The organism is Pandoraea pneumonica, from assembly GCF_902459645.1.
GTDB classification, from domain to species: domain Bacteria; phylum Pseudomonadota; class Gammaproteobacteria; order Burkholderiales; family Burkholderiaceae; genus Pandoraea; species Pandoraea pneumonica.
This window is the reverse complement of sequence record NZ_CABPSK010000002.1, coordinates 304,130-315,795: the sequence shown is the minus strand read 5'-3', so window position 1 is coordinate 315,795 and position 11,666 is coordinate 304,130. Positions and strand designations below refer to the sequence as shown.

Annotated in this window: 14 protein-coding genes; 11 read left to right on the top strand and 3 right to left on the bottom strand. The window is 62.2% G+C overall.

Going from position 1 to position 11,666, the window contains the following annotated elements; all coding sequences use genetic code 11:
• Nucleotides 1–14: 14 nt before the first annotated feature.
• Nucleotides 15–1,613 (bottom strand): chromosomal replication initiator protein DnaA, encoded by a 1,599-nt coding sequence (gene dnaA, locus PPN31114_RS10490; RefSeq protein ID WP_150679462.1) that lies wholly within the window; start codon nt 1,611–1,613, stop codon nt 15–17.
• A 757-nt stretch (nt 1,614–2,370) separates the two neighbouring features.
• Between dnaA and rpmH the strand changes: the two genes are divergently transcribed.
• The 5 genes from rpmH to mnmE all read left to right on the top strand — a co-directional run bounded on the left by rpmH (nt 2,371) and on the right by mnmE (nt 6,662).
• On the top strand, nt 2,371–2,505 hold the full coding sequence (gene rpmH / locus PPN31114_RS10485; protein ID WP_010806664.1) for a 50S ribosomal protein L34: 135 nt from the start codon (nt 2,371–2,373) through the stop codon (nt 2,503–2,505).
• A gap of 60 nt (nt 2,506–2,565) precedes the next feature.
• Nucleotides 2,566–3,009: a ribonuclease P protein component gene (gene rnpA / locus PPN31114_RS10480; protein ID WP_150679461.1), complete on the top strand. Its 444-nt coding sequence runs from the start codon at nt 2,566–2,568 to the stop codon at nt 3,007–3,009.
• Between the two features lie 79 nt (nt 3,010–3,088).
• Nucleotides 3,089–3,445: a membrane protein insertion efficiency factor YidD gene (yidD, locus tag PPN31114_RS10475; RefSeq protein WP_150679460.1), complete on the top strand. Its 357-nt coding sequence runs from the start codon at nt 3,089–3,091 to the stop codon at nt 3,443–3,445.
• 24 nt (nt 3,446–3,469) lie between these two features.
• Nucleotides 3,470–5,122 (top strand): membrane protein insertase YidC, encoded by a 1,653-nt coding sequence (yidC, locus tag PPN31114_RS10470; protein WP_150679459.1) that lies wholly within the window; start codon nt 3,470–3,472, stop codon nt 5,120–5,122.
• A gap of 145 nt (nt 5,123–5,267) precedes the next feature.
• A complete protein-coding gene (gene mnmE / locus PPN31114_RS10465; protein ID WP_150679458.1) occupies nt 5,268–6,662 on the top strand; it encodes a tRNA uridine-5-carboxymethylaminomethyl(34) synthesis GTPase MnmE in 1,395 nt (464 codons plus the stop codon).
• A 30-nt stretch (nt 6,663–6,692) separates the two neighbouring features.
• Here the strand turns inward: mnmE and PPN31114_RS10460 are convergent, their stop codons facing one another.
• Entirely contained in the window at nt 6,693–7,559 is an 867-nt protein-coding gene (locus tag PPN31114_RS10460) for an aminotransferase class IV family protein (RefSeq protein ID WP_150679457.1), read from the bottom strand.
• 167 nt (nt 7,560–7,726) lie between these two features.
• Here PPN31114_RS10460 and PPN31114_RS10455 point away from each other — a divergent pair, with 167 nt between their 5' ends.
• The 6 genes from PPN31114_RS10455 (at nt 7,727) to PPN31114_RS10430 (ending at nt 10,613) form a co-directional block, all read left to right on the top strand.
• Nucleotides 7,727–8,092 (top strand): MerR family transcriptional regulator, encoded by a 366-nt coding sequence (locus PPN31114_RS10455; protein ID WP_150679456.1) that lies wholly within the window; start codon nt 7,727–7,729, stop codon nt 8,090–8,092.
• Nucleotides 8,093–8,298: 206 nt separating this feature from the next.
• Nucleotides 8,299–8,646, top strand: a complete 348-nt coding sequence (locus PPN31114_RS10450) for a hypothetical protein (RefSeq protein WP_174987912.1) — start codon at nt 8,299–8,301, stop codon at nt 8,644–8,646.
• A gap of 14 nt (nt 8,647–8,660) precedes the next feature.
• Nucleotides 8,661–9,218, top strand: a complete 558-nt coding sequence (locus PPN31114_RS10445) for a hypothetical protein (RefSeq protein ID WP_246182500.1) — start codon at nt 8,661–8,663, stop codon at nt 9,216–9,218.
• 87 nt (nt 9,219–9,305) lie between these two features.
• The gene (locus tag PPN31114_RS10440) at nt 9,306–9,677 is read left to right on the top strand and encodes a hypothetical protein (protein ID WP_150679455.1); all 372 of its coding nucleotides are present in this window, start codon (nt 9,306–9,308) and stop codon (nt 9,675–9,677) included.
• A gap of 70 nt (nt 9,678–9,747) precedes the next feature.
• The gene (thpR, locus tag PPN31114_RS10435; protein WP_150679454.1) at nt 9,748–10,332 is read left to right on the top strand and encodes an RNA 2',3'-cyclic phosphodiesterase; all 585 of its coding nucleotides are present in this window, start codon (nt 9,748–9,750) and stop codon (nt 10,330–10,332) included.
• 62 nt (nt 10,333–10,394) lie between these two features.
• Nucleotides 10,395–10,613 carry a hypothetical protein gene (locus PPN31114_RS10430; RefSeq protein ID WP_150679453.1) on the top strand — a complete coding sequence of 73 codons (219 nt, stop codon included), beginning with the start codon at nt 10,395–10,397 and terminating at the stop codon, nt 10,611–10,613.
• Between the two features lie 144 nt (nt 10,614–10,757).
• Here the strand turns inward: PPN31114_RS10430 and PPN31114_RS10425 are convergent, their stop codons facing one another.
• Nucleotides 10,758–11,552 carry an MHYT domain-containing protein gene (locus PPN31114_RS10425; protein WP_150679452.1) on the bottom strand — a complete coding sequence of 265 codons (795 nt, stop codon included), beginning with the start codon at nt 11,550–11,552 and terminating at the stop codon, nt 10,758–10,760.
• Nucleotides 11,553–11,666 lie beyond the last annotated feature (114 nt).

Genomic DNA, 11,666 nt, shown 5'->3' with positions numbered 1-11,666 from the left:
CGCCGACCTTTTGTTTACCCCTTGAGCGTCTGCTCCAGCACGTGCAACTCGTGGTTGAGTTGTGCGTCCTTGCTACGCTCTTCCGCAATCTTGCGTACCGCGTGCAACACGGTCGTATGATCGCGGCCGCCGAACAGCTCGCCAATCTCCGGCAGGCTCTTTTGTGTGAGCTCCTTCGCCAGATACATCGCAATCTGCCGCGGTCGTGCAATATTGGCAGGCCGCTTTTTCGAATACATGTCGGCGACCTTGATATTGTAAAAATCGGCGACGGTCTTTTGGATGTTCTCCACAGAAATCTGACGATTCTGAACCGTAAGCAGATCTTTCAAGGCTTCCTTGGTCAGCTCGATCGTGATCTCGCGGCCATGGAACTTCGAGTACGCCAAAATCTTGCGCAGCGCGCCTTCGAGTTCGCGCACGTTCGAGCGCAAGTGCTTACCCACGAAGAACGCCACGTCTTCCGACAACCCCACACCCTCGGCCTGTGCCTTCTTGATCAAGATGGCCACACGCATTTCGAGCTCGGGCGGCTCAATCGCGACGGTCAGTCCCGAGTCGAAGCGCGAAATCAGACGGTCGTCGATGCCGGTGATTTCCTTCGGATACGTGTCGCTCGTGATGATCACCTGCGCACGGTTCGCAATCAGCGCCTCGAACGCGTAGAAGAATTCTTCCTGCGTACGGCTCTTGCCCGAGAAGAACTGAATATCGTCGATCAGCAGCAAATCGAGCGAATGGTAGTAGCGCTTGAACTCGTCGAAGGCCTTCCGTTGGTAAGCCTTCACCACGTCGGAGACGTACTGCTCGGCGTGGATGTAGCGAATGCGCGGGTTCTGCTTTTCGGCCAGCAACTGGTTGCCGATGGCGTGAATCAAGTGGGTCTTACCGAGACCGACGCCGCCGTACAGGAACAACGGGTTGTACGACGTACCCGGATTGTTCGCGACCTGGATCGCCGCCGCCCGTGCGAGCTGGTTCGACTTACCGGTCACGAAGTTATCGAAGGTCAGCACCGGGTTGAGCTTCGAGCGCTCGTAGATCGATTCGACTTCGTGCGTCTGCGCCGGCTCTTGCGGCGTCACGCGCCAATTGCGACGCACCGCTTCGGCTTCGCTGGCTTCCAGATCGGGGCGCTCACCATCGAGCGCTGCGCCGTCAGCATGGTTCGATCCATGCGCGCCATTCGCACCATTGGCACCCGTCTGGGCGCCAGCGGGCGTCACGCGCGCGGCAGCCACCGGGGCAGGTGCCGCAACAGGCGCCGGCGCAGGTGTGGGGGCAGGGGTGGACGAGGGCACACGCATGCCGGCCTTCGGATCGAGCACAAAGGTCACTTCGACCGGTGCGTTCCAGAAGTCGGACGCCATACTCTGGATGCGGCTCGAGAACTGGCTCTTCACCCAATCCAGCTTGAAGCGGTTGGGCGCGCCAATCTTGAGCGTGCGCGAAGCCTCGTCGAAGTCGAGCGGCGCCAGCGGTTTAATCCACGTACGGAATTGCTGGGGCGTGAGCTCTTGCTCGAGACGCGTCGCGCAGTGTTGCCAGAAATCGTTCATGCAGCGTGTGTCCAGGTGGCGCGAAGCCCGTCTGACCTGTCCGTTAAGTGTCATTGACCGCACTATCGGATACATCCAATATGGGGTCAGAACACCGAAAACCAAGCCCTCTCCCGCGCCAGCCTTGGGTTCCAAGGTGCTGCGGAGGAGCGGCTGGCCGGTACTCGAGTCAGGCCGACGGCGCAATGCAGAAGACCGGCATCGCCTTGCCATGGCGCTGCGCTCGGGCTCGCGTCGCGCGCTCGGCCGTGCTTCGGCGCGCGCAGACGACAAAACCCGGCGCGCTATCCACATGGCGGCGGCACCGGTACTCTGCTGGGAAAAAAATTGATGGGGGATTTTACCGCCAAAGCGTCGGCAAAGCGAGTTATCCACAGGAATGCCCACAGCATCGGCATCAGCAAGCGGGCGCACCGCGTTAACCCATCTACGTTCGCGCAATCACTGCGCAAAACCCTGGCAATCGCGACAATTTGCCGCGACGCGTTGGATATCTTTTGCCTGTGAATAAGCCCAATGGCGGAAATTGACGTAACGGATGATTTTTGCCAACTTCCCCCGCCAAGTGGCGGCTGCGCGACAACGCAGGGTGCGATGCCGCGTGCCCGCCTTCCGGGCGGACGCTAACCTATTGACACACAACGGAAAAGCCGATTAAATAGCGGGTTCGTTAGAAAGACAACCGGATTCTTATCCAACTCCCGACGGCTGGACCGAGCGTGAAAGTCCTTGAATTCGCAGGTTTTCACGGTGTCCATGTGGCGTTTCACGATGCTGCTGCGCGGGAATTTTTTCACACAGTGAGTGCATCATGAAACGTACTTTTCAGCCTTCCGTGACGCGCCGCAAGCGCACCCATGGCTTCCTGGTTCGCATGAAGACCCGTGGTGGCCGTAAGGTCATCGCCGCTCGTCGCGCCAAGGGCCGTAAGCGCCTGGCCGTTTAATCGCGGTTTCGGTCGTACCGCGGTTTGCGCGTCAAATCCGCAAGGCGCGAAGTCTCGGCAATGGGGTTTCCCAAAGCCGCGCGACTTCTCAAAACGGATGAGTTTTCATCCGTTTTTAGTTTGCGCCCTCTGCGTCGCAGCGCGCATTTCGTCTTGTACATGCGTCGGCGAGAGACTGCGCCTGACGTCACTCCGGATGCCGGTGCCACGCCCCATGAGGGCCGCATCGGTATCGTCGTCGGCAAGAAGCATGCGCCGCGCGCGGTCACTCGCAACCTGATCAAGCGTCAGGCTCGCGAAATGTTCCGGCAGCGCCGTTTGCACCTTGCCGGCTGGGACTTCGTACTGCGACTGACCCGGCGATTCGACAAGGGGACGTACACGGCGGCGGCCGCACCGGTGCTGAACACGCTGTGTCACGCCGAGTTCACGCAACTCTTCGATGCTGCCGAGAAGGCCGCACGTAAGAGCCGCACGACCGGCGACAAGACGGAAGGTAGTTAGTCCCCACACGGTAGCGCCCGAACCCGGGCATGCGCCGCCCACCCGGCCCCCAAAGGCCGGACTGACAGGCGGAATCGAGATGCGAAGCGTGCTGTTGTTGCTCCTGCGCGGTTACAAGCTGGTGATCAGTCCCTGGCTGGGGAACCGTTGCCGCTTTCATCCGAGCTGCTCCGACTACGCACGTGAGGCCATCGTCGAGCACGGTGCCGGTTACGGCACTTATCTCGCGGCCAAGCGTCTATGCCGCTGTCATCCGTTTCACCCCGGCGGTTTCGATCCCGTTCCGCCGGCTCGACACGCCCGTCCCGCTCCCGACACCTCCGCTGAAGGCACCGATAAGGCTGCCGGCAGTGATTCGTCGCGAGCAGAACGGTCTGTCTCGTCCAGGCCCGCGGCCGCATCGGCAGTCACGCGCCGCGCGCCGAGCCATTCCTGAGTTTCGTCCACCACGAGTTACCGCATGGACATCAAACGCACCGTACTCTGGGTCATTTTCGCGCTGTCTGTCGTGATGCTTTTCGACAACTGGCAACGCGCCAATGGCCATTCGTCGCTGTTCTTCCCGACGCCCGAGGTTTCGACCCCGGCCGCCACGGGCGGTAACCAAACGCCAGCCAACGACCTGCCGCAAGCCGCCAACGCGGGCGCCGCAGGCAATGCGCCTGGCAATGCACCGGCCACTGCCACCGCGCAGAAGGTTCGCATCAACACCGATGTCTATGAAGCCGACATCAGCACGCAGGGCGGCACGCTGTCGTTCCTCGCGCTGAACAAGTGGCCGGACGCCGATGAAGCGGACAAGCATGTCGTGCTGTTCGATAACACCCCGAGCCATCAGTACTACGCTCGCACGGGTCTGATCGGCGGCGACTTCCCGAACCACAACGACATCTTCACGCAAGTGCCGGGCCCGACCACGATGACGGGCGACTCGCTGACCGTGAAGTTCGAATCGCCGGTCAAGGGCGGCCTGCAACTGGTGCGTGCCTACACGTTCCATCGCGGCAGCTACGTGATCGACGTGTCGAACACGATCGTCAACAAGACCGACGCCCCGATCAAGCCGACGCTGTACATGGAACTCGTGCGCGACGGCCGTGAAATCAGCGGCGCGAAGTTCTCGCACACGTTCACGGGTCCGACGGTCTACAGCAGCGAAGACAAGTTCCAGAAGGTGACGTTTAGCGACATCGACAAGGACAAGGCCAAGTACAACAAGCAGTCGAGCGACGGCTGGATCGGCATGGTGCAGCATTACTTCGCCACGGCCTGGATTCCGAAGGAAGGTGTGCCGCGCGACAACTACATCGGCAAGATCGACAACGGCCTGTATCGCGTTGGCGTGAAAGAGCCGCTCGCGAGCATTCCGGCAGGCGGCACGCAAACGGTCGATGCCCGTCTGTTCGCCGGTCCGCAGGAAGAGCACATGCTCGAGCAGATTGCGCCGGGCCTGGAGCTGACGAAGGACTACGGTTACTTCACCATCCTCGCCAAGCCGCTGTTCTGGCTGCTCTCGAAGCTGCATGGCCTGATCGGTAACTGGGGTTGGGCGATCATCGCCGTGACCGTGATCATCAAGCTGGTGTTCTTCCCGCTGTCGGCAGCAAGCTACAAGTCGATGGCGCGCATGAAGGAAATCACGCCGCGGATGCAGGCGCTGCGCGAACGCTATAAGGGCGATCCGCAGAAGATGAACCAGTCGCTCATGGAGCTGTACAAGACCGAGAAGGTCAATCCGTTCGGCGGCTGTATTCCGATCGTGATTCAGATTCCGGTGTTCATTGCGCTGTACTGGGTGCTGCTGTCGTCGGTGGAAATGCGCGGCGCGCCGTGGCTGGGCTGGATTCATGACCTTTCGACGCAGGATCCGTATTACATCCTGCCGGTGCTGATGGCCGTGTCGATGTTCATTCAGACCAAGCTGAACCCGACGCCGCCGGATCCGATGCAAGCCAAGATGATGATGTTCATGCCGCTGATTTTCTCGGTCATGTTCCTCTTCTTGCCCTCGGGCCTGGTGCTGTACTACGTGGTCAACAACACCCTGTCGATTGCCCAGCAATGGTCGATCAACCGGATGCTTGGCCAGAAGAAGGACAAGAAACCCGCGTAAGCAGGTTGAGAAGTCCGGTCTCCCCGGATTTCGCCGTCTGACGAATGAAGCCGCCCGCGAGTGTCACTCGCGGGCGGTTTTGTTTGGTGCATGTCAGAATGAGCCCTGTTTTTCGACGTTCCCCCGCTTTTCAACGATCCGACTTATGAGCGCTACCTCCAACGCCGCCCCGATTGCCGCCATCGCCACCGCCCCCGGACGTGGTGGGATTGGCGTGGTGCGTGTGTCCTTCGGCAAGCATCGGGGCGACGCCGTGCAACGCGTGATCGCGAAGCTCGTCGGGCAGCCGTTGAAGGCGCGTCATGCGTCGTATCTGCCGTTTCTCGATGCTGCGGGCGACGCGCTCGATCGCGGCATTGCGCTGTACTTCCCGGGTCCGAATTCGTACACGGGCGAGGATGTGCTGGAGTTGCAAGGCCACGGCGGCCCCATCGTGCTGCAACTGCTCTTGCAGCGTTGCATCGACGAGGGCGCTGCACTCGGCGTGCGTCTGGCCGAGCCGGGTGAATTCACGCACCGCGCGTTTCTCAACGACAAGCTCGATCTGGCGCAGGCCGAAGCCGTTGCCGATCTGATCGAAGCCAGCACCGAAGCCGCCGCGCGTTCGGCGAGCCGTTCGCTCGACGGTGCGTTCTCGCGCGAGATTCATTCGCTGGTGGATCTGGTGATTCACCTGCGCATGCTGGTCGAAGCGACGCTGGATTTCCCGGAAGAAGAAATCGATTTTCTGGAAGCGGCCGACGCATTCGGCCAGCTTGAGCGCATTCGCACGCAGTTGGCGCAGGTGCTCTCGCAAGCGCGGCAGGGCGCGTTGCTGCGCGAGGGCATCAACGTGGTGCTCGCCGGGCAGCCGAACGTGGGCAAGTCGTCGTTGCTCAATGCGTTGGCCGGGGCTGAGTTGGCGATTGTGACGCCCATCGCGGGCACTACGCGCGACAAGGTGCAGCAGACCATTCAGATCGACGGCATTCCGCTGCACATCATCGACACGGCCGGGTTGCGCGAGACGGAGGATGAAGTCGAGCGTATCGGTATCGAGCGGAGCTGGAGCGAAATTGCGAAGGCCGATGCGGTGCTGCATCTGCTCGATTCGCGCACGGGCATGACGGCAGAAGACGAAGTTATCGCCAAGCAGTTGCCGAAGCATGTGCCGATCGTGCGCGTGTTCAACAAGACCGATTTGGCGAGCGAGCCCGCGACGGTGTTGCCGAAGGAGGGCACCGCGCCCCTCGGCGTGCGGCTTTCGGCAAAAGGCGGGCAGGGCATCGATCTGCTGCGCGCGGAGCTGCTCAAGATCGCTGGTTGGCAAGCGGGTAACGAAGGCGTGTTCCTCGCACGCGAGCGGCACCTGAGCGCGCTGCGCGCCGCACGTGAGCATATCGACATGGCCGACGCGCACGCGCGGCAAAACGCGGGCGCGTTGGACCTGTTCGCGGAAGAATTGCGACTCGCGCAAGAGCAACTGAGCACCATCACCGGTGAGTTCACGTCGGATGATTTGCTCGGGGTGATCTTTAGCCGGTTTTGTATCGGGAAGTGATGACCTTGGCGGTCGTCACGCTAGCATCGCTCACGGCATGACAAGCGGCTCCGCCGCGTAAGCGCGATGCAGCAACGCCACGAAGTGCGGATCGACCGGGATCGGCACTTCGTCGATCTGATGAATCGCAATGCCCGGTGTCCATGAGTTCATCACGACCGCGCCTCGCATCTCTCGCAAGTCGTTCACCGTAATTTCCTGATCGCGTTGCGGCACGCCCAACAGCGTCAACTGACGTCGCAAGATGCCCATCGTCGTGCCGCCGAGCATCGCGGCCTTCGGCCAGATCACGGCCTCGCCATCCCAAAACGCCAGATTCCAAATCGACGCTTCGCTCAACCGCCCGGCGCGATCTTTGAATGCCGCGTCGTCGAAGCCGCGCGCGACGGCCTCTCGCAAGAACCACGTCTTAGCGACTTCACCCACGTGCTTGACCTCGGGCAACACGCGCTCATGCTCGAACGTTGCAAGGCTTAGCGACGGGGAATTGCCAGCCAGCCCCGTCCATGCCTCGCCAGTGCGGATCAGCAACGACGGCGCAATGTCGTCGCCCGCCACCGTGAACTCGCCTGCAGGCGAATAGATCGTCGCCGTCAGCGACAAATCGCCCGCGCTCTCACGCAGCGCCGCCCGTAGCGATTCGCGCACGACATCGTCCGGCAGCGCTTGTCCGAACATCCGCAACGATGCATGCCGCAAGCGCGCCAGATGCAGATCCAACCCGCGCACACCACCGTCGCGGACTTGCATCGCTGTGAAATGCGCGTAGCCAGCAAACGCCAGCGGCGAGAGATCGTCCGCAGTCGCCGGTTGAGCACTGTCGTCGGCACGACCGCGCGTAATTTGCGTGATGAATTGCGAGCGCGAAGCCGTCTCGCTGCGTGCTGCTGTTGCCATGTTGATCTCCTGATCGAGCCGTTCTTAGCCATGCCTGGCCGTGGGTTGAGCGCGCCGTCACATCGACGCAGGCACACAGGCTAAACTCTGACAGCGCTGTCAAGGTCAAGCCCTCGTGCCAACTTTGTTGGCAACACGCGCCCCCAACACCACGGAGTCAACGAGCAATGCGAATCGGAGAACTGGCACACAGCACCGGCGTGAGCGAACGGATGCTGCGCTATTACGAACAAGAAGGGCTGTTGCGCCCGGCACGAACTGGCGCGGGATATCGCGATTACGACGATGAAGATGCGCAAGTCGCACGTCGTATTCGTTTGCTCAGCGCCGCCGGTTTGAAGATCGACACCATTCGCGTGCTACTGCCCTGCATGCGCGGCGATCAACCGGCATTCGAGCGCTGCGACGACATCGTCGACGCCCTCTCGCAAGAGGTCGAAAAGCTCGATCGGAAGCTCGCAGATCTCACGCAAAGTCGACGTCTCGTAGCGCGTTATCTGGCCGATCTGAAAGCCACCGTACCCCCTCGGTAGATCGTTTGTTGATGCGGATCTTCGTAAAAAACGTAATGCTTTGAAACACTTCTAACAGGCACCGTAATTGCTACGCCGAAGGGACGGGCCTAGACTCCGAAGCGTCAACTCCAGGGCGTTGTGTCGTCACATCCAATTCAAGTGCGACGCGCGTACGCGAGGCGGAATCCACCGCGCCGGGAGTCAGTTCTTTCGAGGTCTGTGCCGTGAAACGTTTACCTGTTGTCCTCGGTTTCGTCGCCGTGGCCGCCGCGCTCATGAGCGGCAGTGCCTTTGCCTGGCGTGGCGGTGTGCGCGTCTGGGTAGGCCCCGGCTTCTATCCCTACGCGTACCCGTATCCGTACTACTCGGCCCCGTATTACGCGCCGCCCGTTGTCGTCGTGCCCAGCCAACCGCAGCAATACATCGAACAACCGCAAGCGAGCGCGCAACCCGGTCAACCCGGTGAGGGCAGCGACACCTGGTATTACTGCGACAAGGCCGGTGCCTACTACCCGTACGTAAAAACCTGCCCGGCAGGCTGGCGCGAAGTGCCGGCGCAGCCGGCTAACTGATCGGGAGGCGCCGCATGTCATTCGAATCGTTCTTCTCCAAGCTCTCCAAGCGCCGTATTGCCACCCCGCTGGCCATCGTGGCCGCCGCCGCAACGCTCGCTGGCTGCGCCGTCGTGCCGGGCGGCCCAAGCGTCATGGCGCTGCCGGGCACGAATAAATCGTTCGATCAGTTCCGGCAGGACGACTTCAACTGTCGTCAGTTCGCCTCAGGCCAAAACGGCGGCATGGATACCGCCAGCGCCGCCAACACCAGCGCGATCGGCAGTGCGGTCATCGGTACCGCCATCGGCGCTGCCGCAGGTGCCGCTTTCGGCGGCGGCTCAGGGGCCGCCATCGGCGCCGGTGCCGGTCTGCTGACCGGCAGCGCCGTCGGTCTGGGCAACGCCCAGTCGTCTGCATATATGACGCAAAGCCGCTATGATCAGGCCTACGTTCAGTGCATGTACGCCTATGGCAATCGCGTACCTGTGCGAGGCGACATGGTATCTTCGCAGCCGATGCAACCGGCGCAGCGTTACGCACCTCCGCCTCCGCCGCCCCCGGGCTGGAGACCGCCCACCGGCGCTTACTGACATTTCAGAACCCCAGACACCGCGATAGCACGCGCCCCCACGTAACCGTGGGCCGCGGCTGCGCCGGTGTCGTCCCGAGAGAATTCCATGGCCCACCCCACGTTTGCCCATTCCCCGCGCGCCGCTCGTTTGTCCGCGCGCACGGCGCTGTGGCTCACGCTGCCCGTCGCCATTGCCGCCGCGCTGCTGGCGACGCCGTCCGCACACGCACAGAACACCCCGGCCCCTGGCAACTCGACGGCTGCCGCCGGAGCAGGTAACGCGGCAAACGCGCCCGCTTTCAACCCGAGCGCCGACATTTCGCGCGCCGTCTCGCGCGACAACACCGACGCCGCCATCCAGAACAACTGGAACAGCATCATGCACCCGCCGGTGCAAGCCAAAACCGACGAAAAGCCCGCGGAAACGCCGCGTCGCGGTCGCCGCAACGGCATCAATACGGGCGTGTCGACCAACTGAGCGGCTGGAATTCGCGCCGCCGCCCGTCTACTATGAGAGTCATCAGCAGGACACAACGACTGGTGTTCTCATGCGACTTTTCCTTGCCCTTTGGCCTGGGCCGGGCGTGCGCGCGCAGCTTCACGAATGGGCGGTGGCCGCTCATTCGGAATGCGGCGGGCGCGTGCTTCGCGCACAGACGCTTCACCTGACGCTCGCCTTTCTCGACGAGGTCGATCCCGCCCGGCTGCCGGTGCTACTCGCCCTGATGCAGCGCACGCCACTCGCGCCGTTCTCGCTTACCTTCGATCATCTGGGCTTTTGGTCCGATCGCAAGATCGTCTGGGCCGGTGCGCCCGCGGTGCCCGAGAGTCTGATCGCCACGCGCGATACGCTGCTCTCGCAATGGCGTGCCACGGGCGCACGTGTCGTCACGCAGTCGTTCCGGCCACACGTGACGCTGCTGCGACATGCGCGGCGCGCGCCCTCAGATCCGTATCCCCGTCCGCTCTCGTGGCATTGCGATGGCTATGTGCTGGTGCATTCCGTGCGCACGCCGCGCGGGCCGCACTACCGCGTGCTGGCTGAACACCATGGCGACGGACACGATGGAATTTTCACCACGATGCCGGAGAAATCGGGGAAGTCGACTGCGCAATACGGTATAGTCGGATGACGATTCGCCCGCATGAAAGCACCGCGCGGCGCGTCGTTTTTCGTTATTCGCAGGAGACTCAAGTGAAAGTCGGATCGATCGTCAAATCCAATCACATCGCAGTGCCACAAGGCGCCATCGGCATCGTGACCCGTGTGCTGGGCGACATGGCGATGGTGCGCTGGTACGCCGGCCAACCCGGGGCATCACGTGAACTCAACACCGAACCGTTCTTCATTGCCGACCTGATCGAGACGGGCGACGTCATGCCCGTTGGTGCCAGTAGCCCTATCCTGCATTGAATCGCCGCGTGTGCGCGTAACAGCACGTCCTAACCACTGAAACAAAACGCCGGTCCGTCTTTCGATGGACCGGCGTTTTGCATTCTTGGGGAGAACTTCGCGTGAGGCTTCGTGTAAGCGGTTAATCGCCCCTTTGCTGATCGATCAAACGTGCCCGGTGCGCTGCTGCATCACGGCGTCGAGTCGCGCCGCCATGCGCTCACGGCGTCGGCGCGACGTGCGATAGAGCAACGTCCCCATGCCGAGCAGCACGATGCAGGCAATCGCAAAGACGCCATACGGCAGCAGATCGCCCTGCAAGCGCGGGCTGACTTGTGCGCGCGTTTGCGCCGTACAGATCATCGTTCCCGCCAACATGCCGGTGTAGTGCATGCCGCACACCGCGATGGCCATGACAATCGCCGCGAGCGCGCGTTGCAGACTAGTCTGCAAATGGAACGCCAGCCACAGCGCCACGCTCGCCGCCACCATCGCGATGAGGATCGACAGGGCGATGATGGTCGTATCCCATTGGAAGACAGCCTGCGTGCGCACCGCGTTCATGCCGAGATAGTGCATACCGGCGATGCCGAGACCGCCAGCGACGCCAGCGATCACACAGTGCATGGCGTTGCGATAGGGCGCCTGCGCCACGTACCAGAGCGCCGCACCCGACACGACCACGGCGAGTGCGAGACTGCCCACGGTCTGCCATAACGCATACGAGACCGGGAACGGCATGCGCTGCGCGGCCATGCCGATGAAATGCATACCCCAGATGCCGATGCCGCCCAACGCAAGCGCCGAGACGGCCAGATAGCCGACGCTGATGCCGCCGTCTTCGTTACGAATGCGCGATGCGGCCACGAGCGCCACATAGGCACCGAGCGCGGAAATCAGAAACGAGAGCAGGACGAGAAACTCGCCGTACTGAAGGGGAATGACGCTGCCTGGTTGCATGGGGCTGTTCCTGTGGTTTTTTGCCGTTGCCCGGCACCGTTGGCGCGTAGCGCGCGGTGCGAGTCTTTGGTTTTTATGAGCCAGCACGACAACGCCCAGGGGCAGCGACGCGAA